This window comes from Parvimonas oralis, from assembly GCF_047608425.1.
Taxonomy (GTDB): domain Bacteria; phylum Bacillota; class Clostridia; order Tissierellales; family Peptoniphilaceae; genus Parvimonas.
This window is the reverse complement of record NZ_JBLKRS010000001.1, coordinates 418,850-442,702: the sequence shown is the minus strand read 5'-3', so window position 1 is coordinate 442,702 and position 23,853 is coordinate 418,850. Positions and strand designations below refer to the sequence as shown.

Genomic DNA, 23,853 nt, shown 5'->3' with positions numbered 1-23,853 from the left:
CTCCTATTTCACTAATATTCTCTTATTATCTTTTCTTAAAGTTATTTTTTCTTTATCTAAAAATTCAAGTAATTCCATAGTTGATTTCCTATTTGAATTTAATAAATCTCTTGCATCTGAAACAGAAATAGAACCATTTTTAATTATAAATTCTTTAATCATACTTACAGCTAAATCATAATTATCTTTAAGCATATAGCCTGAATCCAATTTTATAACTTCTTTATTAATTATTAAAAACAAAATAAGTTCTCTTAAATGTTCAATAGTTAATGTAAGATTGAAATCTTCAAAATTCATAATTGAAAATTTATCAGAATTAAATTTACTTTTTAGTATTTGAATATTTTTAAAATCCTCATCATCTAGTGAAACTTTAAAACCAAGAGTAGAAATATATTCATCAGAAACATTAAATCTATCAGAAATTAAGTAATTCATAAATTCATTTTTTATTTTTCCGCTCAACGAATCAAAAAATTTTGATTTTAAAGTTTCTTTTAAAACTCCAATTCTTTTAGGATATTTTTCGTGAAAATTTTCAATAAATTCAGTAATGCTTTTAATAAGTTTTTTCATAAAATTATCAGAAACAACAAGTCTGTCAGAATTATTTCCAAATGATATAATTTTTTTTTCTTCAATTAAGTCATCAATTAATTTTGAAATGTTTTTAGCTGAATCCGATAAAAAATTATAATAATTTTTTTCAAGATAAAATTTATCACTAAATCTGTCAATATAATTATAAATATATTCTTTAAAATTACAATTATCAAGAGTTTTAATTCGGTCTATATCAAAACTATTAAATCTTTTTTTCTTAGTAGCATTTGGATCAATTATATATCCTCCACCAATAGTATAAAGTGGTGAAAATAATCTTAATATAAATCTGTCATTTCTTTTACTAATTATAGGTTCTTCCAATCTTAACTGAACAATATATTCCTTATTAGATTCTAATTCTTCGTTTTCTAACAAAATTGCTCTACATAAGACTTCTCTTGATCCAATATATAAATGAAATCTTGTCCTATTAGTTATAGAAAATGGTAAATTTATAGTATTCAATTTAACATCAATTAAACTACTTTCAGTAAAAGTGTTGCTCGGAACTAACACTGAGCCTTTAGGTACATCTTCTTTTTTTACATTCGCTAGATTTATTGCAACACGCTGTCCTGCATATGCGATATTAACATTATTATCATGTACTTGTAAATTTCTTACCTTTGTTAATTTATTTGATGGATAAATCAATATTTCTTCATCAAGATTTAATGTTCCAGAAATTAATGTACCTGTAACAACAGTCCCAAATCCAGTTATAGAAAAAGATCTGTCAACATATAATCTAGGATTTGAATTTAAATCTTTTTCCGGTAAAGTATCGACGATTCTTATTATTTCATCTTTTAAATTGTCAATTCCTTTTTTTTCTGTTGAAGATATTTCTATAATTTTTGCAGCTTCTAAGAATGTTCCTTTTACTTCATCTGCAATATCTAATTTAACAAGTTCAGTCCATTCTTTATCTACTAAGTCACATTTTGTTAATGCAATTATTCCATTTTTAATACCTATTAAATTTAAAATATCTAAATGTTCTTTAGTTTGCGCCATAATTCCTTCATCAGCAGCTACAACTAAAATAATCATATCCATACCACAAACACCGGATAACATATTTTTTATAAATTTTTCATGGCCAGGAACATCTATAATCCCAACTCTAAGGTTATTGTTTAAATCAAAATGAGTAAAACCTAATTCAATAGAAATACCTCTATTTTGCTCTTCTTTTAATCTATCCGTATTTCTTCCCGTTAATGCTCTTATTAAAGTTGTTTTACCATGATCTATATGTCCTGCAGTTCCAACGATAATATTTTTCTTATTATCCATATTATTCTCCTATTAATGAATTTATTGCATCTTTAATTATAGAAAATTCATTTTCAAAAATAGTTCTAACATCAAAAATCAAGTTTCCCTTATAAATTCTCGTAATTATAGGAATTTCATAATTTCTTAACTTTTCTTCTAATTCATTTTCTGTAAATGATTTTGAAATCACTTTTACAGCTTTAGATGGTAATTTTTGAGTTGGAAGTGATCCTGCACCAACTTCTGAATCAATATCTATAATTTCATATGCAAAATCATTGTTTTCTCCCAAACATTCTATTAATTTTTTGGCTTTAATATATAATTTGTCAATTTCTATAGTTAACATACTTAATGTTGGTATTTTTGAAATAGCTAATTCTTCATCTATATAATATGAAAAAACAGCTTCAAGTGCTGAAAGAGTGAATTTATCAACTCTTAAAGCTCTTGTTAATTGATTTTTTTTCATCTTTTCAATATATTCTTTCTTTCCAACAATAATCCCAGCCTGAACTCCACCTAGCAATTTATCTCCACTAAAACTTACAATATCAACTCCATTTTTGATACATTCTTGTACAGTTGGCTCGTGAGATAATCCATACTTTGATAAATCTATGAGAACTCCAGATCCTAAATCTTCAATAATAGGAATATTATATTTTTCTTTCAAACAATTTAATTCAAAAGAAGTTACTGATTCAGTAAAACCTAAAATTTTAAAATTACTTTGATGAACTTTAAATAATGCAGCGGTTTTTTCATCAATTGCATTTTCATAATCGCTAAGATGTGTTTTATTGGTTGTTCCTACTTCTTTAAGTTCTGCTCCACTTTCTCTACAAACATCAGGTATTCTAAAAGAACCTCCAATTTCTACTAGTTCACTTCTACTCGTAATTACATTCTTCCCCTTTGCCATAGTTGATAGTATTAACATAACTGCAGCTGCATTATTATTAACAACCATACAATCTTCAGCTCCGGTTATTTTCTTTATAATATTACTTAAATGAGAATATCTTGATCCACGTTCACCTTTTTCCAAATCATACTCAAGATTTGAATATCCAACTGAAATGCTTTTTATATTTTCTAAAATTTCATCATTTAAAACAGATCTGCCAAGATTAGTATGTATTACAACCCCAGATGCATTTATAACTTTTCTTAAATTGTATGTTTTCTTATTTACTAAATTGTTCCTGATATTTTCAATTAAATTTGTAATTCTATTTGATATTACATCTTCAGCACAACCATTAGATATATTTTTTCTTATATCATCTAGTTCTTCGTGAATTGACTCCATAACTAGATTTTTAGAATTTTCCTTTAAAAGAATTTTAATCATATCATTTTCTAAAATTTGGTCAACTTTAGGTATCATTTTATATAAATTCATAAATTTCTCCATTATCTAATTATATTACTTAACTATTAAATACTTTTCTCTTTTTTCTTCAACTTTTCCTATAACAGCAAATCTTGTAGGAATATTTTTTAGTTTATTTAAAATTTCATCAACTTCATTTTCTGGAACTGTAATTAGAAGCCCCCCTGAAGTTTCAGGATTAAACATTACATTAAGTAATGCTTCATCTACCTCATTTTGAAGAATATAATTATTTCCAACAAATTTCTTGTTATCATAACATCCTTTAGGGATAAGTCCCATATTAGCATAATCAATAGCTCCCTTTAAAATAGGTAAATTAGAGCTATTAAGTACAAAAGTTGTACCTGATCCTTTTGCCATTTCATAACAATGTCCCATAAGTCCAAATCCTGTAATATCCGTACAGGAATTAATAGTGTTATCTTCTACAGCTCTTTTTGCATATTTATTAAGAGTTTCCATAGTGTGAACAGCATCTGTAATTTCTTCTTTAGTTGCAAGTCCACCTTTTATAGCAGTATTTATTACACCAAGTCCTATTGGTTTAGTAAGTATAAGAACATCTCCAACTTTTGCAGATGAATTTTTCCAAACTTTATTTGGATGAACAAAACCTGAAACACTTAATCCATACTTAGGTTCATCATCTTGTACAGTATGCCCACCTATAAGTAAACATTCCGCCTCTTTCATTTTTTCTAAGCCACCCTTTAAAATTTCAGTTAAAATTTTTGGTGGTAGACAATTTGGAAAACATACTATATTCATAGCCATGCTAGGTTCTCCACCCATAGCATAGACATCAGAAAGCGAATTAGTAGCTGCTATTTTCCCAAAAGTATATGGATCATCAACTATTGGAGTAAAAAAGTCCAAAGTTTCTATTAGAGCTAATTCATCATTAATTTTATAAACTGCAGCATCATCAGATGTTTCTATCCCTACAAGTAAATTTTCACTAACGGAAGTTGTATTATCCAACCCGGATAAAACCTCGTCCAGAATATCTGGACCAACTTTAGCTGCTCATCCTGAAGTTTTAGCATATGAAGTTAACTTTATATCTTTTATATCAATATTTTTCATTTTATTTTCCTATTCTACTGTTATATCATTTTTTATTTTTTCAAAAGTTTTCTTTCCAATACCTGAAACTTTTGTTATATCTTCTATTTTTGTAAATTTTTTCTTTTCTCTATATTGAATAATAAGTTTAGCTTTGTTTTCTCCAATTCCATTTAATTTACAAAGTTCGTCCTTACTTGCAGTATTAATATTAATCAATTTAGTATTATTTAAATTAGAATTTGCATTTTCATCCAATGATTTTGAATTGGAATTGTTTTTATCTTCTCCTATTTTATAAATGTGTATTTTCATTTCATCTTTTATCTTTATAGCTAAATTAATTTTACTTTTATCTGCATTATCAGTTAGTCCTCCTGCAGCTTGAATGACATCATTAACTCTATCTCCGTTTTTCATCTTGTATACACCCGGATTTTTTACTTCACCATCTATATGTATATAAATTTCAGAACTTTGTTTATTATTCTCTAAAGAATCATCTTCTTTCTGTTGTTTATTCTCACTATTAATATTTTCTACTATCTTGTTCTGTTTATTAGATGACAAATATTTATAACCAAAACCTAAAATAGTTAATCCTAAAAACATAGAAGTAATTAAAATAATTTCTTTTTTATTTTTTATCATAACACACCTCAATTATTGCATTTACGAAATAAAAATACATCATAATTATATCATATTATTACAAAAAAATCTAATTTTAATAATTAAAAAGATTATTTATTAAAATTATTTAATATATACTAAATTTTTAAAATTAATTATATTTTAACCATATTTTTACACTTATCTATATTATTAACATACTATTTTATTGTTATTGTTCAATAAAAAATGAGATGTTTTAAACACCTCATCAATATTCTTTTTATTAAATTAAAATTCACATAGTCCAACTGTTCTTGGAAAAGGTAATACGTCTCTTATATTTTGCATTCCTGTTAAATACATCAACATTCTTTCAAATCCTAATCCATATCCACCGTGTTTTGTTCCGCCAAATCTTCTTAAATCTAAATACCAAGAATAATCTTCAATATTCATATTTGAATCTCTCATTTTTTGTTCCAATATATCTAATCTTTCTTCTCTTTGACTTCCGCCTATCAATTCACCTATTCCCGGAACTAACATATCGGTAGCAGCAACAGTTTTATTATCATCATTTAATCTCATATAAAAAGCTTTAATTTCTTTTGGATAATCGGTTAAAAATACAGGACCTTTAACAATTTTTTCGCAAATATATCTCTCATGTTCTGTTTTTAAATCAACTCCCCATTCAACTGGGTATTTGAAATTTTCTTTAGACGATTTTAAAATTTCAATTGCTTCTGTATATGTCATAACCTTAAATTCGGAATTAACAACAGAATTCAGTCTTTCAATCAATCCTTTATCTATAAAATCATTAAAAAATTTCATTTCATCCGGTGCATTTTCCAAAACAAATTTAATAATATACTTAACCATATCTTCTGATAATTTTATTACGTCATTTAAATCAGCAAATGCTATTTCTGGTTCTATCATCCAAAATTCTGCAGCATGTCTCGTAGTATTAGAATTTTCAGCTCTAAATGTCGGTCCAAAAGTATAAATATTTCTATATGCCATAGCAAAGGCTTCCCCTTCTAATTGCCCACTAACTGTTAAGTTTGTAGGTTTTGAGAAAAAATCCTGAGAAAAATCAACTTCTCCATTAATTGTTTTTGGAAGATTATCTACATCTAAATTTGTAACTCTAAACATTTCTCCTGCACCTTCTGCATCACTTGCTGTAATGATTGGTGTATGTGCATAGACAAATCCTCTTTCAAAAAAGAACTTATGTAAAGCATAGCTTAAAATTGATCTAACTCTAAAAACTGCATTAAATGTATTTGCTCTTGGTCTTAAATGTTGTATAGTCCTTAAAAATTCAAATGTATGTCTTTTCTTTTGAAGAGGATATTTATCAGTAGATTCTCCTTCAACAACTATTTCAGAAGCATTAATTTCAAAATTTTGTTTTCCGCCTGGACTTTTAACAAGTTTACCTTTAACTATAATTGCAGAAGGTAATAATAATTTTGATATAGCTTGAAAATTATCTAATTTTGACTCAACCACAATTTGAATACTCTTGAATGTAGTTCCGTCATTAAGTTCTATAAAACCAATATTATTGTTAAAACGACTATTTTTTATCCAGCCTGCTACTTCAACTTCTTTGTCAATAAAATCTTTTTCATTTGCAAAAATATCTTTTAATAAAAACATATTATTCCTCCTCTAATTTATCAAAAAAATTTTTTTCAAATCCAATATTTTTAGGATTATAAAATTTTAAATCTTTAATTTTTTCAGGTAAATATTCTTGACCTGTAAACATATTTTCATAGTTATGAGGATATTTATATTCCTCATTTTTCTTTGAAATAGTTTTTGAACTTCTTAAAAAATCAGGAACTTCTTCGAGTCCATTTTCTTTAATATATTTTAATGCTTTATTTATAGCTAAATAAGATGTATTGCTTTTCTCACTACACGCAAGATAAATTGCGCATTGTGATAAAATTATTCTTGCTTCAGGCATCCCAATTTTCTTTACTGACTCCGCACAAGAATTTGCCAAAACTAATGCATTTGGATTAGCATTTCCTATGTCCTCAGACGCAAAAATAATCATTCTTCTAGCAATAAAATTAATGTCTTCTCCAGAAATTAGCATTGATGCTAAATAGTATACTACCGCATCAGGATCTCCAATCCTCATAGACTTTATAAAAGCAGAGATAAAATTATAATGTTTATCTGAATTTTTATCATAATAGATTTTTACTTTATCAAAAATATTTTTTATTATATCCTCAGAAATTATTTTTTCGTCTGATTCTATATTGTCAACAATTAGTTCAAAATAATTTAAAGCTGTTCTTGCATCTCCATTTGACATTTTTATTAAATAGCTAATACCATCTTCAGTATAACTGATTTTCTTGCTTTTTAAAATTTCATCATTTAAAATAGCATTATCAATTATATCTTTTAAATTTTCAAAACTAAGTGTTTGTAACTCAAAAACTATAACTCTTGATAATAATGCGTTATTTACCTCATAAGCAGGATTTTCAGTAGTAGCTCCAATAAAAATTATATCTCCATTTTCTACATACTCAAGTAAATAATCTTGTTGCATTTTATTAAATCTATGTATTTCATCTATAAATAGTATGGTTCTCTTATTATACATTGATAAATTATCTTTTGCAAGTTCAACAATTTCTTTTATTTCCTTTGTTCCAGAAGTAACTGCAGAAATTTTTACAAAATAATTATCAGTACTACTAGAAATAATATTTGCAAGTGATGTTTTCCCCGATCCTGGAGGACCATATAATATCATTGAAGAAAATCTATTATTCTTAATCATATTTTTAAGCACAGAATTGTTTTTTATTATATTATCTTGACCAACAAAAAAAGACAAATCTTTCGGTCTCATTCTTTCGGCCAACGGTTTTGATAATTTAGAAAATAAATTGTAATTCATTTTAAATAAATCCATATTTTCCTCTTTTCTATAAAATTAGTACCTCGAAAAATCGAGGTACTTAATTTTTAATATTTCTTTAATTCTTTAACTTTTGAAGCTTTACCTACTCTATCTCTTAAGTAATATAATTTTGCACGTCTTACCTTACCACGTCTAACTACTTTTAAGCTTTCGATTCTTGGAGAATGAATTGGGAATGTTCTTTCTACCCCAACTCCTTGTAATACTCTTCTTACAGTAAAAGTTGCTCTTGAACCTTTTCCTTGAATTTTAATTACAGTTCCTTCAAATGCTTGAACTCTTTCTCTATTTCCTTCTTTGATTTTATATCCGATAACAACTGTATCACCAACATTAAAATCAAATTTTTCTTGTCTTAATTGTTCATTTTCAATTTGTTTTATTATATCCACAACAATTCCTCCTAATATCAATGTTCTTAATTTATTTTTATAAACTAGCGGAACATCCTATTTCTTTTTTAAAATGTACTTTTCGTATAAGTCAGGTCTTTTTTTCTTCGTATTTTCTAATGAAGATTTTTCTCTCCACTTTTCAATTTCTTTATGATTTCCATTAAGTAAAACTTCCGGAACTTCTAATCCTTTGAAATTTCTAGGTCTTGTAAAAACATCATATTGTAATAAATCACTATAATGTGAATCCGTAGGAGCACTATCTGAATTTCCTAATACTCCATCTACCATTCTACAAACAGCATCCATAAGTAACATGGCAGGAATTTCTCCTCCAGTAACAACATAATCACCTACAGAAATTTCTTCATCAACAAAATTATTTATAATTCTGGAATCAATACCTTCATAATGACCACATAAAAATATTAAATGTTCATCTTTAGATAACTCTTTACATTTATTTTGTGTCAAAACTTCTCCCTGTGGAGATAGAAATATAACTTTAGAATTATCATTCTTACTAAAATTTATGGCATCAAAAACCGGTTGAACAGTCATCAACATACCTGCTCCACCACCATATATTTCATCATCAACTTTATTATGCTTATCAACAGAAAAATCTCTAATATTCAAAATTTCAAACTCTATAATACCTTTTTCAATAGCTTTCCCTAAAACACCATAATTTCTTATTGATTCGATGAATTCAGGGAATAAAGTCAAAATTGTAATCTTAATCATCTAACATACCATCAATTATATTTACTTTCATTATAGATTTTTCAATATTAACATCTTTTATAAATTCTTTTACTGCTGGTATATATACACTTTTTCCATTATAATCAATCTCATAAACATCATTAGCCAATGTTGTCAAAACATTTTTTAATTTTCCAATAAATTTATTATTTTGATCATATACAAACATTCCAATTAGTTTGTATATATAATACTCATCATCAGGAAGCTTCAATAAATTACTTTCTTCAACGAAAAGTCCTTTATTCTTAAATTCTAATACTTGATTTATATTATCATACTCATTAAAAGTTAATAAAGCAAGTTCTGAACTTAATTCCCTTATAGATTTAACAGTAACAGGTATTTTTTTGTCAATATAAAATTTACAATCATCCTTAAATCTGTCAATATTTGAAGTCAATGAATATATTTTTACAGTTCCTTTTATTCCGTGAACATTTATAATTTTTGCAACTTCTATAAATTCCATAATACTAATTTATTTCTACGATTACCTTCTTACCTAACTTCATTGCAGAAGATCTAACAATTGTTCTAATAGCCTTAGCAATTTTACCTTGCTTTCCTATAATTTTCCCAATATCATTTTCATCTGCTTTAATAATAATCTTTAATATCTCACCATCTTCTTCAGTGGTTATAACTAAATTTTCAGGATTATCAACTAAAGATTTAACCATAAATTCTACTAATTCTTTCATATATACAGTCCTTATTTATTTTCAGAATATATATTATTATTTTTAAATAGTCTATTCACAGTATCAGTTGGTTTTGCACCATTTTTAATCCAAGCATTTACCTTTTCAGCATCAACTTTAATTTCTTTTGATTCTGTTAGTGGATTATAATATCCAATTTCCTCAATAAATTTACCATCTCTTGGTGCTCTTGAATCGGCAACAACTATTCTATAAAATGGTTTCTTCTTTGAACCCATTCTTTTTAATCTAATTTTAACTGCCATATTGTCCTCCTTAAAATTTATTTAAAAAAAGGTAAACCAAATTTTCCTTTTTTCTTAGCTCCTTTAGTCATTTCTTGCATTTTTTTCATCATTTTTTTACTATCCTTAAATTGTTTAAGCAATTTATTAAGATTAGTGATACTAGTACCGGAACCTTTAACAATTCTTTGCTTTCTTGAGTTGTCAATTATGTCCGGATTTTCTCTTTCTTTCTTTGTCATTGATAAAATCATAGCTTCTATTTTATCAAGTTCTTTTTCATCAATGTTAACATCTTTTAGCATTTTAGAATTTACACCGGGCATCATTGAAAGTAAATCTTGCAATGGACCCATATTTCTAACCTGTTGCATTTGACTTAAAAAATCATCTAATGTAAAACTTTGCTTTCTAATTTTTTCTTCAAGTTCTTTTGTTTGTTTTAAATCAAATTGTTTTTGAACCTTATCTATTACAGATAAAATATCCCCCATTCCTAAAATTCTTGATGCCATCCTATCAGGATAGAATTGTTCTAAATCATCTAATTTTTCACCAACACCAATAAATTTAATAGGTTTTCCTGTTATTGCCTTTATAGATAAAGCAGCTCCACCTCTGGCGTCTCCATCTAATTTGGTCATTATTACTCCTGTAATATCCAATTCATTATTAAAACTTTCAGCAACATTTACAGCATCTTGTCCAGTCATGGAATCTACTACTAATAAAATTTCTATCGGTTTAACTGATAATTTTATAGATTTCAATTCTTCCATAAGAATATCATCTATATGCAATCTACCAGCAGTATCCAAAATAACTATATCTTTAGCATTAAAATTAGCAAATTTTATTGATTCATTTGCTATTTTGGTAACATCCTTACAATCATCAATAGTAAACACCGGAACATCAACTGATTTACCAACAACTTGTAATTGTTTTATTGCTGCTGGCCTATAAACATCACATGCAACTAACAAAGGCCTTTTGTTTTGTTTTAAAAAATATCTTGCAAGTTTCCCTGCATGTGTAGTCTTTCCTGCACCCTGTAATCCACAAAGCATAATAACAGTAGGAGGATTGGAATCAATTTGAATCTTTTCTTCCTTTTTCCCCATAAGAGCAGTAAGTTCTTCGTTTACAATTTTGATAACTTGTTGTGCTGGAGTTAGACTCTCCATAACTTCTTTACCAATAGCACGTTCTTTTACATTACTTATAAACTGTTTTACAACTTTGAAATTAACATCTGATTCTAAAAGTGCGAGTTTAACTTCCCTCATGGCAAGATCTACATCTTTTTCAGATAATTTTCCTTTGCCTCTTAATTTATTTAATGCTCCTTGAAGTTTTTCAGATAAATTCTCAAATATCATTCTTACCACATCCTATAAATCATTTTCGATAATTTCGTTATTTTTCTTTTGAATAACATCTAGAATATTAAGCAAAGTGGAATCAACATTTTTTGAACTTTCAATTAATAAGTTAATTTCTTTTAAACTATTATTTATTTTTTCAAATTTAGAAATTAATTTTAATTCAGCTTCATAAAATCTTAATTTTTTTTCTGCTCTACTTAAAATATCTGATATACCTTGTTTAGAAATTCCATTTAATTCAGCAATTTCTCTAAGAGATAAATCTTCATTACAATGTTGATCAACAACATTATATTGCTTATCGCTAAGAAGTTTACCATAATAATCAAACAGAACAGCTATCTCAACTATTTTTTCCATAATCACCTCTTAAATGGGTCAAGTTTTTTTCTTGACCTTAATATTATATCATTAAATACAGATTTGTCAATACTTTTTTTATAAATTTTGTAATATTTTTCAAAAAAAAATTAACGCATATTTCAACGTTAATTTTTAATAATTACCTAAAAATTGCATTTACAAAATCCTCATCATTATAATCTTGTAAATCATCTATTTTTTCTCCAATACCTATTTGTTTAACAGGTATCCCCATTTCGAGTTGAATTGTAAATACAACGCCACCTTTAGCAGTTCCATCTAACTTCGTTAGAATTACACTATCAATATTTGCAGTTTCTCTAAATTCTTTCGCTTGAACAATAGCATTCTGTCCTGTAGTAGCATCAAGAACAAGAGTTACCTCTTTGTTAGCTTCAGGGAATTCTCTATCAATTACTCTTGTAATTTTATTTAACTCATTCATTAAATTCTTTTTATTATGAAGTCTACCAGCTGTATCACAAATTAAAATGTCAATTTTTTTACTTTTTGCGCTTTGAATTCCATCATATACAACAGATGCAGGATCAGCTCCTTCTTCATTGGAAATTATTGGAACTCCTGATCGGATAGCCCATTCTGTTAGTTGTTCAGTTGCGGCTGCCCTAAAAGTATCTGCTGCAACAAGCATTACGTTCTTACCTTTTGTCTTAAATTTATTTGCCAATTTTCCTATTGATGTAGTTTTTCCAACTCCATTTACTCCAACAACCAATATAATTGTTGGAACCCCTTCTGTAATATTAAAATTATGATTTAATTTTTTGGAAATTAATTTTGAGTTCATAAGTTCAATTAATTTGTCTTTAATTAATGACGGATCGTTAATTTTTTCACTTTTAACAATATCTTTTAAATCATCTATTAACTCCATAGTAACATTGGCACCAATATCAGCAGAAACTAAAATATATTCTAATTCTTCAAATAATTCTTCATCTATTTTTGTATACATAGATAGTAAATTATCTATCTTGCTTGATAAATTATTTCTCGTATTTACTAATCCTTTTTTTAGTTTTTCAAAAAAACTATGTTTTTTTTCAATAACTTCTTCTGTTTCATTTTCTTCTTTTTTCTTCCCAAAAAAATTAAACATATTATTCATTCTCCTTATTAAAAGTCATAGAAACAATCTTACTAACTCCTTTTTGTTCCATAGTTACACCATAAATCATATCTGCCATTTCCATAGTAGGTTTTCTATGGGTTATCATTATAAACTGAGTTTCCGTTAAATAATTCTTTAAATATTCAACATATCTTAATATATTTGAATCATCTAATGCGGCATCAACTTCGTCTAAAATACAAAATGGTGATGGTCTTGTTTCAAAAATAGCAAACAATAAAGCTACAGCTGTTAATGATTTTTCACCTCCAGACATTAAAGACAATGTCTGCATTTTCTTTCCTATAGGTTTTGCAACAATATCTATTCCACAATTTAAAATATCATCACTATCAAGCTCAAGTCTTGCCTCTCCACCATTAAATAGAATTTTAAAAATATTTGAAAAATTTTCATTTATATTTTTAAATTCATTAACAAAAGTTTTTTTCATCGTATTTTCTAATTTTAATATAATTTTGTTTATATCTTCTATAGAATTTTGTAAATCAATTTCCTGATTTTTTTGAAATTCGAGTTCAGTTTTTACTTTTTCAAATTCTTCAATAGAATCATAACTAAAAGAACCTAATTCTCTTAAACTTTCTTTTAATTTTTTCAATTCTTCTTTATTAAAATGCTCATTTTTATACAATTGCATTTTTTTCTCACAATTTTCTAAAGTTAAAGAATACTCTTCACACAGTCTATTAATTAAACTCGAAAATTGTTCTTTTATATTTGAAATTCTAAGATCATTTTTCTCAATTTCTTTTTCTAAAGTTAAAGATTTTTCACTTAATTCAGAATATCTTTTTGAGATTTCTTCATTATCAAACACCAATCTTTTCTTTAAGTCAATATTAAAGCCTATTGAATTAGTTAATTTATCAATTTTAATGTCTAAATCATCATTAATTTTTTCTATTCTTTTTATTTCAGATAAATTATTTTTTAATTGCTCTTCAAATTCTTCTAATTCTGTTACTTTAAGTTTTAACTTATTTTCATTTGAATTTTTATTTTCCAATAAAATATTTCTAGAATTATCTAAAACATTTATATCTCTTTCTATTGAGTCCAAGTTATTTATTACAATAATCTCATCTTTTTCCAATTCTGAAATAAAATTCTTTATTTCATTAATTTCTAAATTAATTCTACTAATTGTATCATTGATATCTGCACTCTTATCATGATATAAAAGTAATTCCTTTTCCTTATCCGAATTAAATCCATAATGATTTTCTTTATAATTAGCAATTTCATCAATCTTTTCAGAAATATTATTTATATCAAATTCATTCTTATATATTAGTTTTTGCAATGAATCGATTTTTAAGTTATTATCATCTTTTTCTGATTTTAAATTAAGTAAATTTTCTTTATTAAGATTTATATTATTTTTTATATCAGAAATTCTATTTGAATTTTTTTTCAAATTATTTTCTAAATTTTCAATAACTGATAAAGTTTCATTTAATTGTTGTTTTCTTCCGATTATTGAAAAAGAACTTTTACTTGACTTATAGCCACCTGATATAGAACCCCAGCTATTTATTACATCACCATCTAATGTAACAATCCTAAATCTATTTTTATACTTGTTTGATAATTTCAAGGCAATATCCAAATCATCACATATTACAGTATTTGCCAAAAAATAATTGATTATGTTTTTGTACTCATCATCACAAGTTATTACATCATTTGCAAAAGATAATATGTTATTATCAATTAAATTGCTATTTTCTTTTTTAAATAATATTTTTGAAATTGGAAAAAAGTTAATCCTTCCAATTTCATTATTTTTTATTCTTTCAATAATTTTTTTAGCTTCTAAATCATTATGAACGACAATCCCTTGTAAGTTAGAAGATAATACTGTATCAATGGCTTTTTTATACTTTTCTTCTACAGAAATAAGCTCTCCTAGAGTACCACAAATCATCGATTTCAATTCAATTTCTTTATCACAAAGTTTAAACAAATCTTGTACGGATTTTCCGTATCCTTCATAATTTCTAATATAATTTTTAAGCATAACTACCTCTTTATTTTTATAGTTAATTTCATTATTTATATTAGAATTTTGATTGTTCAATAAGTTAAGCTCATTTTCTAAATTTGCTATAAATAGTTCCTTTTCAGAGATATCTAGCTTTAAATATTCTATTTTTTGTATATTAGACTCTAAAAGGAATTTATTTTCAGATAAATTTTTTTCTAAATTCTGTTTTTCAATATTTAATCTTGAAATTTCTTCAGTATTTTCTTCGATTTTCTTTTTTATATTATCTGTTACAATTTCATTAGCTCTTTTTTCAGTTTCTAAATCATTTATCTTATTTTCAATTTCATTTTTTTCTAAAATAAACTTATCCAAAACTTGTAATTTAGAATCTAATGTTTCTCTTTTTTCTGATAATTTATTTTTTACTTTATTTTTATCATCTATATATTTTTTTAAAAATAATTGTTTTTCAGAAATATTTTTTTCTTTTTCTATAATTTCAAGATTAATTTTTTCTAAATTATTAATATACTCCTGTTTTAAATTTAAAGATTGTTGATTATTTAAATTTATAAACTTGTTTCTTTCAATTAAAACATTCTTTTTATTAATAATATCATTTTTCTTATTTGTTATTTTATTCAATTCAGCAGAATCAGTTTCAATTAAATTTGTTATACTATTTAGCTCATCTCTAAGTGGAGAAATTTTTAACTTAACATCTTCAAATTCTTTATTTATATCAGATAATTCCTCTTTATTTATTTCCAAAGTCTCAGAATATTTGTTAAAATTACTACTTAAATTATTATAATCTTTATATGATATAGAAAATTCAGCTTTTTCAATGCTATCTAATAGAGCTATCCCTCTTTTAGCCTTAGTAGATTGCCCTTTTAAAAAACCATATCGATTTTCATTTTGAATAATTATATCTCTAAGTCTCGTTAAATTATCCTTTGCTCTGAATAACTTCTTTTGGGACTCATTCTTCTGATATTTAATTTTTGATATACCTGAAGCTTCTTCAAAAATAGCTCGTCTATCTTCTGATTTTCCATTTATAATTTCTTCAATTCTACCTTGACCAATTATTGAGTAACCTTCTCTTCCTATGCCGGTATCTAAAAATAATTCTCTAACTTCTTTCAATCTAACATTTGATTTATTTATAAAATAATCACTTTCTCCTGTTCTATATAATTTCCTTGAAATAGTTACTTCTTTAAAATCAATAGGTATTATGTTATCTGAATTATCGAAAGTTATACTCACAATTGAATAATTTTTTTTAATTTTATTATCTGTTCCGGAAAAAATAACATCCTCCATTTTGCTTCCTCTTAAGGTTTTAGCACTTTGTTCTCCCAAAACCCATCTGACAGCATCTGCAACATTACTTTTTCCACTACCATTTGGACCTATTATCGCCGTGATATTTGTCTCAAAATCTAATTTTATCTTATCTGCAAATGATTTAAAACCATTTATTTCAATACTTTTAAGTCTCATCAATTCTCCTTAAAATATTATTATTAAAAAAATAATCTATAAAATCATTCATATAAACTATATTTTCATCTAATTTCAAAATATTTTTATCTAAAATATGAGTTTTTATCTTTATATTGATATCAAATTTTTCTTTAAAATAATATAAATTTAATTTTTTGTTTCCTATTATTTTTGAAACTTCAGTTTTATTACATTCAATGATAAAATTATCTTTAATATCAAAAATACTCATATAATATTCTATAAATTCCCTATAAATAGAACTTTCAACAAGTTCTCTAAAGGATGGATGGTAAGGTCCTGCAACTACATCTCCATCTTCTGAAATATTATCACTACTTTGTAACCCTAATCTAATTATAGGTATATGATAATATTCAAATAGTATATAAATATACTTACACAAATAAATAGAATCTTCAAGACTCATTGGTATATATTTTTTAAAATAATAAAGTCTTTCCAATCCTGTATCTCTTATAGTAAGTGTAGGATATACTCTAACAAAATCTGGTTTAATTTTACATAACTCAAAAGCTGTATTCAATGTAGTTTGAAAAGTGTCTCCATACAGTCCGACCATCATTTGTAGACCTAATTTAATATCATATTCTTTTATAAGCAAAGATGATTCATATACACATTCTACATTATGTCCTCTGTTATTTAAGTCTAATGTTGTTTTGGTCATAGATTGAACACCTAATTCTATAGTTCCAACTTCATATTTTTTTAATATATCCAAAATTTCTCTACTTATATAATCAGGCCTAGTAGATAATCTTATAGATTTAATTAAACCTTTATTTATATAATCTTTGGCTATATTAAGATAAGCTATCATTAAATTTTTATCTAATCCTGTAAAACTACCTCCATAAAAAGCAATTTCAATAGGAATTGATTTGTTTTTAAAATACGAAAGATATTTTTCGATATTTCTGCGCATATCAATTTCATCAAGAACATCTACAAAATTAGTAATTTTTCTCTGATTACAAAAGATACAATCATGTGGACATCCCATATGTGGAACAAAAATAGGAATTATATTACATTTATTCACTTATTGCTCCTGACTTTATAAGAGCATCTCTTGCTGCTTGTTGTTCAGCCTGTTTTTTATTTTTACCCGTTCCATATCCCATAATAACTTCATCAATATTAACACACATATCAAACTCTTTGTCGTGGTCTGGACCCCTTTCTGAAACTAGTGTGTACGTAATTTTAGTTGAAGAACCTTTGTGAAAATATTCCTGTAAATAACTTTTATAGTCTTTTATAAAAATATTTTTATTTATTCCATAAACAACAGTATCAAAGAAGAATTTATTAGCTATATCTGTAACTACTTCCAACCCACCATCAAGATATAAAGCACCAAAAAGAGCTTCAAAAGTATCTGCTAAAATACTATTCCTATCTCGACCTCCAAAATTGTCTTCTCCTTTCCCTAATAAAAGATATTTTCCTAGATTAAAAGTTCTTGCAGCATTAGAAAAAGATTCTTCACATACAACTTTACTTCTAATTTTAGTCAAATATCCTTCATCAGAATTAGGAAATTGCTCATATAGTTCAACACTAACTATAAAACCAAGAACAACATCTCCTAAAAATTCAAGTCTTTCATTAGATAATTTAAAATCCTTGTATTCATTTATATATGATCTATGAACAAATGCTAAATTCAATAATTCTAAATCCTTAAATTGATATCCTAGTATTCCCATTAACTCATCCAATAATTTTTTTCTTTCATTTGTAATCATTGAATTGCCTCTTAGATATTTTTTTCTATATATTCTACTAAATCTCTAACTGTTACAATTGAACGAATAGTTTCTTCATCTAATTCTAGGTTATATTCATCTTCAATGTCCATAATAACACTTAAAACTTTTATTGAATCAGCTTGTAAATCTTCTCTAAATTTAGTATCCAAATTTATATCTTTTTCTTTAAATGAATTTTGTAAAAATTCTTTAACTTTTTCAAAAACCATTATTTTTCTCCTCTCTTAATTTCTTTTTCAATTTTTGAATTTACATCTTTTTTTATATAATCAACCATTGAAACAATGCCTGAAACAACGGCTTTTTCATCACTACTTCCATGTCCTTTAAATACAACTTTTTTTAATCCTAACATAGGACATGCTCCATATTCTTTATAATCCAAAGTTTTTTTTAATTTTTTCATTGGAGTTTTAATTAAAAGTCCTCCTATTTTTCCAATTAATGAGGACATTAAAGATTTTTTCATATTATCTAATATAAACTTAACAGAACCCTCAATAGTTTTAAGCAATACATTACCATGAAATCCATCACAGACAACTACATCAACATCCCCATTAAAAATATCTCTTGATTCAATATTTCCAACAAAATTCATATCTTCACTCTCTAAAATTGAATATGTTTCTTTTAAAATTTTAGTTCCTTTGCCATTCTCACTTCCAATATTTAATAAAGCAACTCTTGGATTTTCTTTATTTAAAGTTTCTTTAGCATAAATATTACCCATAATTGCAAATTGTTTTAAAATTTCAACAGTACATTCAATATTTGCACCCAAATCTAATAAAATCATTTTATCTTTATTCGTTGGCAATGTTATTGTTAAAGCGGGTCTTTCTACATTATCCATTCTTTTTGCTATAAGAAGACCGGATACGAGAACAGCTCCTGTACTCCCAAAAGAAATTAAACCATCTGCATTTCCTTTGTCTAAATACTTCATTCCTAAAACTATAGATGATTCTTTTTTCTTTCTTACTGCAAAAGTCGGTTCTTCTGTATTTAAAATATATTCTTTAGTATCTATAATTTCTAATCTATTCTTTAAATCGTCATCAATATCTATGTTTTCTATTATTTCTTTTGGACCAATAACTACAAAAGCCAAATCTTTAAGTAATTTACTTGTTTCTATTACCCCTTTAAAAATTGTTTCAGCACCTTTATCTGACCCCAATAAATCTACTATAATTTTCATAATTACCTCCAACATTAATACACTTCAGTATATCATATTTATGACTTTTATACAAATTTTTATTTTAAAATTAATAATTATTTTATTATGTATTTATGTAATAAAAAACAGTAAATTTATTATAATTTAGTTAAAATTTACTGTTTAATATTTTAATATATTGTATATTTGCAGCTATAAATTTTTATAATAGTCTTTAACTGCTAAAATGAAAATTTCATTATCTTCAATATTTCTAACAGCTACTCTAATAAATTCTCTATCTTTTAAATTAATTTTTGAAGTCAAGTCTTTTATAAATATATTATATTTTTCAAGCATTTTAGAACATAACTCTTTAGAATTTCCCTTTTTCAATTCAATAGTAAAATAATTGGCTTGAGATGGTATAACTCTAAATTCTCCAATTTTGTTTAATTCATTTAAAAAAATCTTTCTAGCATTTTTTATTTCAGTTAATGCATTAGCATAAACTTTTTTATATTTATCATATATTTGAAGATAATATTCTCCAAATGAATTTATATTCCAAATTGAAACATCTTTTTTAACCATAGAAATTAAATGTGAATTTGAAGTTGCAACAATCCCAAGTCGAATACCCGGAACTCCATAAGATTTTGAAATACTTTTTACAACAATAAAATCATCATATAAACTTAATAACTCATTATCTAAAAATGTAGAATTTTCTTCTTCTGCAAAATCAACAAAACTCTCGTCTAAGATAAATTTAATTTTTTTATCCTTTGCCCAATCAATTAGAGTAAAAACATCTTTTTTACAGATATAATTACCTGTAGGGTTATCAGGGTTAATTAAAATCAATGCTTCTATATCTTTATTAGAATAAAATTCAATTATATCTTTAGCGGTATATGAAAAATTATCATTTTTTGGAATAAATACTATTGATTTTTCGCTATTATGTCTATTAGGGTATTCCTCGAAGGTAGGCCTTATAAAACCAATATTTCCATCAATTTTTTCGATGACTGATTTTATAAGTTCAGCAGCTCCATTTCCAACAACAATATTTTCTTTCTTTATATCAAAAATTTTAGCCACAAGACTCGAATTGACATTAAGTCCTGAAGGATATTGTTCAAGAAGCACTTTAAAATTATATTTTAATTCATCTATCATTTTTTTAGGTGGAAAATATGGATTTACTAAATAACAAAAGTCCAGTAATTTAGGATATCTCCAATAACCACCATATCTTATTTGGTATTTTTCAAGTTTTTCATCTCCTGTTGAAAATATTGAAGAAGCAATATCTAAATCTTGTTCATCATCAATTTCATACCATTTAATATCTTCTGATATCACTTTTGCATATATATGATTTTTACCTAAATCAATTATTGTCTTTAAAACCGCTTCGTAATAATCATTTTTTCCATTAGCACTCATATATGCTTCTAAAAAAGGAAAATAAATATTTTTTGAAAATTCTTTAGAAAATTTATAAATATTTATAGTTTTGAAATAATTATTTGCATCTTTAAAATTAAAATCTTTTCCAGGAATAAAATCTAATATTTCCTCATCCTCATTTATCTTTAAACAAGTTCCATCCATCCAACGTTCATATTTTGCAACCAAAGCTAAATTTTTTCGTTTATCTTCTAAGATTTCTGTAATCATTTTATCATCAAAAATCAAATCAGATTCAAGTAAAATACTATCTTCATTAATCATTTCATTTTTAGCAAGAAACATTGAATAAATATTATTCGTTTTATCATAAATTTCATTGTTTATAAAAGTCAATTTAGTATTTATATTTAGAGACTTTATATAATTAATAAAAAACTCACTCTTATATCCTGTAACGACAACAATATTTGAAAGAGATTTTTTATCTAATATTCTAAGCATTCTTTCCATTAAAGAAATGCCATTTACTTCTACCATTGATTTTGTATTATTTTCAGTAAGTTTCTTTAATCTGCTACCAAGTCCTGCGGCTAATATAACTGCTTGCATTTAAGTACCTCCTATTTATACTTTTTAAAAACTAAAAATGATGGAAACTTTGGAATAAAAAATGTAGATTTCGGTGGAAGTACACAGACTTCATTAGCTAATTCCATAAATTCATCAGAATCTAATGGACAAATTTCAATTAATACTTCATTTTTACCAAGATTTTTCTTCGTTGAATCTAAATCACAATCTCCAATATATTCAACATTTGAAAAATTTAAAATTCTAAAAGCCGTTGAAATAATTTGAGTATTCATTCTAAAAACATCATTATTCCAAAACAAATCCTTTTCTGTATCTTTTAACTTTACAAGAAAAGAATCTCCTTGATATGATATTCTGACAAATCCTTTTTTCAATTCTCCCTCATCAAAAACTTCTAAAAAGCTATCCATAAATATTCTTGCCTTTTCAAAAGAAGTAGCATCTATATTTTTTATTACTCTATGAATAGGAGAAATTTTTACTTGTGAAAAACTTAAAAAACAAGAAAAAACAGTATTTTTGTTTTTTAACATGGAAGATGTATATAATCTATGGTGACCATCAGCTACATACATTTGCTCTATACCTGAAAATTTTTCTAGAATTTCTTTTGCTTCATCTCTAAAATATACATATAAATCAATATTATCAAAATGATATTCTTTTTCGTATTTTTTTTCTTCAATAATACTTTCATAATCAATTTCTTCTTTATGCACAATGAAAGAAGGAGCGGTTTCGGAATTGTAAATATGATAATTTGCAATCATCCCTTGAATAACATCCGGTAAAACAAGTTCATGACATTTTATTTTCTCAGAAATATATTCTTCAATTGGCAAATCAGCTAGTATCCCATAAGAATCAAAATACTTAAAAATATAAATACATTCTTTGTTATTTTCTATCGGTTGAGAATTTAGTTTATTTTTACTACTTTTAGAAAGAAACAGAGTGTTATCATCAAAACATATTTTTCCACAATTAATTTTTGCTAAATTAATAAAATCAGAATCATAAATATTTTTAGAAATATTTATAAAACTGTCTTTCAATAAATCTATTTTCATAAAACCTCCTAAAAAATAATTATTTTATATCATAATTAAATTAAAACGACTATTATATAAAAAATATCGCTTTAATATATGGAATAAAATCATATTTATTATATCATAATAATAAATAAAAATCATCTTATATAGAATCCACATAAAAAAGATGAGCATCTAATCTCATCTTTAATATAAAAATTATTCAATTATTAAATCATCCAACAATAATTCTTCTGAATTTTCGATTTCTTCATCTACTAAAGTCGTTGTCTCAATTTCTTCCGGAACATCTTTTTTCTCATAATCAATGCCATAAGCTGCATATATTTTTTCTTTTATTTCTTCTAAAAATGCTGGATGTTCTTCTAAATAAGCTTTTGCTTTTTCTTTTCCTTGTCCTAATTTAATATCTCCACAACTATACCATGCACCTGACTTTTTAATAATATTTTTATCTGCTGCCATATCAACTATAATTCCAAGTTTTGATATTCCTTCACCAAAAATTATATCAAATTCACATGTTTTAAATGGAGGTGCCATTTTGTTTTTAACTACTTTTACTTTAGTTTTTGCTCCATATGGTTCTCCATCACCTTGTTTTAATTGTTCAGCACGTCTTATATCGATTCTTACACTCGCATAGAATTTTAAAGCTCTACCTCCTGTTGTAGTTTCAGCAGGACCTCCACCGGCATAAGGATTAGTTGAAATATTTGATCTTAATTGGTTAATAAATACAACAGTTGTATTTGACTTTGAGATTATCCCTGCTAACTTTCTCAATGCTTGACTCATAAGTCTTGCATGTAATCCCATATGAGAATCTCCCATATTTCCTTCAATTTCCGCTCTAGGAACAAGTGCCGCAACAGAGTCAACTATAACTAAGTCAATTCCAGAACTTCTAACCAATGCTTCCACAATAGCTAGTGCTTGTTCTCCTGTATCAGGTTGTGAAATAAGCAAATTATCAACATCCACTCCTAATTTTCTAGCATATTCAGGATCCAAAGCATGCTCTGCATCAATGAATGCCGCTACTCCTCCAATTTTTTGGGCTTCTGCTATTATATGCAATGTTAATGTAGTTTTACCGGAAGATTCCGGACCATAAATTTCAACAATTCTTCCTTTAGGTATTCCTCCAATTCCTAAAGCAATATCCAAGTTCATTGCTCCTGTGCTTATTGATTCTATATTTACTTTAGGGGCATCACCCATTCTCATTATTATTCCTTTTCCAAAATCTTTTTCAATTTTTTCAAGTGCAATGGATAGAGCTTTTTTTCTTTCATCTTTATCTTCTATTCTTTCAAACTTATCAGTTTTCTTTATTGCCATTATTTCC

The 23,853-nt window shown here is 25.8% G+C and carries 22 protein-coding genes; all 22 read right to left on the bottom strand.

Annotated features, from left to right (window positions below):
- Positions 1-3: 3 nt before the first annotated feature.
- Positions 4-1,908 carry a selenocysteine-specific translation elongation factor gene (gene selB, locus ACMX2D_RS02205; protein ID WP_414972556.1) on the bottom strand — a complete coding sequence of 635 codons (1,905 nt, stop codon included), beginning with the start codon at positions 1,906-1,908 and terminating at the stop codon, positions 4-6.
- Between the two features lies 1 nt (position 1,909).
- Positions 1,910-3,298 (bottom strand): L-seryl-tRNA(Sec) selenium transferase, encoded by a 1,389-nt coding sequence (selA, locus tag ACMX2D_RS02200; protein WP_414972555.1) that lies wholly within the window; start codon positions 3,296-3,298, stop codon positions 1,910-1,912.
- Between the two features lie 24 nt (positions 3,299-3,322).
- Positions 3,323-4,363 (bottom strand): selenide, water dikinase SelD, encoded by a 1,041-nt coding sequence (gene selD / locus ACMX2D_RS02195; RefSeq protein WP_414972703.1) that lies wholly within the window; start codon positions 4,361-4,363, stop codon positions 3,323-3,325.
- 24 nt (positions 4,364-4,387) lie between these two features.
- Positions 4,388-5,008 carry a helix-hairpin-helix domain-containing protein gene (locus ACMX2D_RS02190; RefSeq protein ID WP_414970749.1) on the bottom strand — a complete coding sequence of 207 codons (621 nt, stop codon included), beginning with the start codon at positions 5,006-5,008 and terminating at the stop codon, positions 4,388-4,390.
- Positions 5,009-5,260: 252 nt separating this feature from the next.
- The gene (gene asnS / locus ACMX2D_RS02185) at positions 5,261-6,646 is read right to left on the bottom strand and encodes an asparagine--tRNA ligase (protein WP_414970750.1); all 1,386 of its coding nucleotides are present in this window, start codon (positions 6,644-6,646) and stop codon (positions 5,261-5,263) included.
- A gap of 1 nt (position 6,647) precedes the next feature.
- Complete coding sequence (locus tag ACMX2D_RS02180) at positions 6,648-7,934, bottom strand: replication-associated recombination protein A (RefSeq protein ID WP_414970751.1); 1,287 nt, start codon at positions 7,932-7,934, stop codon at positions 6,648-6,650.
- Positions 7,935-7,987: 53 nt separating this feature from the next.
- A complete protein-coding gene (gene rplS, locus ACMX2D_RS02175) occupies positions 7,988-8,335 on the bottom strand; it encodes a 50S ribosomal protein L19 (RefSeq protein ID WP_009449063.1) in 348 nt (115 codons plus the stop codon).
- 57 nt (positions 8,336-8,392) lie between these two features.
- Complete coding sequence (gene trmD, locus ACMX2D_RS02170) at positions 8,393-9,085, bottom strand: tRNA (guanosine(37)-N1)-methyltransferase TrmD (protein ID WP_414970752.1); 693 nt, start codon at positions 9,083-9,085, stop codon at positions 8,393-8,395.
- Complete coding sequence (rimM, locus tag ACMX2D_RS02165) at positions 9,078-9,578, bottom strand: ribosome maturation factor RimM (RefSeq protein WP_414970753.1); 501 nt, start codon at positions 9,576-9,578, stop codon at positions 9,078-9,080. The genes trmD and rimM overlap by 8 nt, the downstream gene beginning before the upstream one ends.
- A gap of 4 nt (positions 9,579-9,582) precedes the next feature.
- Entirely contained in the window at positions 9,583-9,810 is a 228-nt protein-coding gene (locus ACMX2D_RS02160; RefSeq protein WP_009448561.1) for a KH domain-containing protein, read from the bottom strand.
- Positions 9,811-9,821: 11 nt separating this feature from the next.
- Positions 9,822-10,076: a 30S ribosomal protein S16 gene (gene rpsP, locus ACMX2D_RS02155; protein WP_004833375.1), complete on the bottom strand. Its 255-nt coding sequence runs from the start codon at positions 10,074-10,076 to the stop codon at positions 9,822-9,824.
- Positions 10,077-10,093: 17 nt separating this feature from the next.
- Positions 10,094-11,437, bottom strand: a complete 1,344-nt coding sequence (ffh, locus tag ACMX2D_RS02150; protein WP_009448572.1) for a signal recognition particle protein — start codon at positions 11,435-11,437, stop codon at positions 10,094-10,096.
- A 12-nt stretch (positions 11,438-11,449) separates the two neighbouring features.
- On the bottom strand, positions 11,450-11,803 hold the full coding sequence (ylxM, locus tag ACMX2D_RS02145; RefSeq protein ID WP_041953918.1) for a YlxM family DNA-binding protein: 354 nt from the start codon (positions 11,801-11,803) through the stop codon (positions 11,450-11,452).
- 142 nt (positions 11,804-11,945) lie between these two features.
- Positions 11,946-12,926, bottom strand: a complete 981-nt coding sequence (gene ftsY / locus ACMX2D_RS02140) for a signal recognition particle-docking protein FtsY (protein WP_414972554.1) — start codon at positions 12,924-12,926, stop codon at positions 11,946-11,948.
- Position 12,927: 1 nt separating this feature from the next.
- Positions 12,928-16,464 (bottom strand): chromosome segregation protein SMC, encoded by a 3,537-nt coding sequence (gene smc, locus ACMX2D_RS02135; protein ID WP_414972552.1) that lies wholly within the window; start codon positions 16,462-16,464, stop codon positions 12,928-12,930.
- Complete coding sequence (locus ACMX2D_RS02130) at positions 16,454-17,533, bottom strand: elongator complex protein 3 (RefSeq protein WP_414972551.1); 1,080 nt, start codon at positions 17,531-17,533, stop codon at positions 16,454-16,456. The genes smc and ACMX2D_RS02130 overlap by 11 nt, the downstream gene beginning before the upstream one ends.
- Entirely contained in the window at positions 17,526-18,242 is a 717-nt protein-coding gene (rnc, locus tag ACMX2D_RS02125) for a ribonuclease III (RefSeq protein ID WP_414970758.1), read from the bottom strand. Before rnc ends, ACMX2D_RS02130 begins: the two co-directional genes overlap by 8 nt.
- A gap of 11 nt (positions 18,243-18,253) precedes the next feature.
- Positions 18,254-18,475: an acyl carrier protein gene (locus ACMX2D_RS02120; protein ID WP_414972550.1), complete on the bottom strand. Its 222-nt coding sequence runs from the start codon at positions 18,473-18,475 to the stop codon at positions 18,254-18,256.
- Complete coding sequence (plsX, locus tag ACMX2D_RS02115; protein ID WP_414972548.1) at positions 18,475-19,470, bottom strand: phosphate acyltransferase PlsX; 996 nt, start codon at positions 19,468-19,470, stop codon at positions 18,475-18,477. The genes ACMX2D_RS02120 and plsX overlap by 1 nt, the downstream gene beginning before the upstream one ends.
- Positions 19,471-19,644: 174 nt before the next feature.
- Complete coding sequence (locus ACMX2D_RS02110) at positions 19,645-21,462, bottom strand: aminotransferase class I/II-fold pyridoxal phosphate-dependent enzyme (protein ID WP_414972546.1); 1,818 nt, start codon at positions 21,460-21,462, stop codon at positions 19,645-19,647.
- Between the two features lie 11 nt (positions 21,463-21,473).
- Positions 21,474-22,517, bottom strand: coding sequence for a DUF1015 family protein (locus ACMX2D_RS02105; RefSeq protein ID WP_414972545.1), 1,044 nt, complete (start codon positions 22,515-22,517; stop codon positions 21,474-21,476).
- Positions 22,518-22,700: 183 nt separating this feature from the next.
- The gene (gene recA / locus ACMX2D_RS02100) at positions 22,701-23,846 is read right to left on the bottom strand and encodes a recombinase RecA (protein WP_009449007.1); all 1,146 of its coding nucleotides are present in this window, start codon (positions 23,844-23,846) and stop codon (positions 22,701-22,703) included.
- Positions 23,847-23,853: the final 7 nt, after the last annotated feature.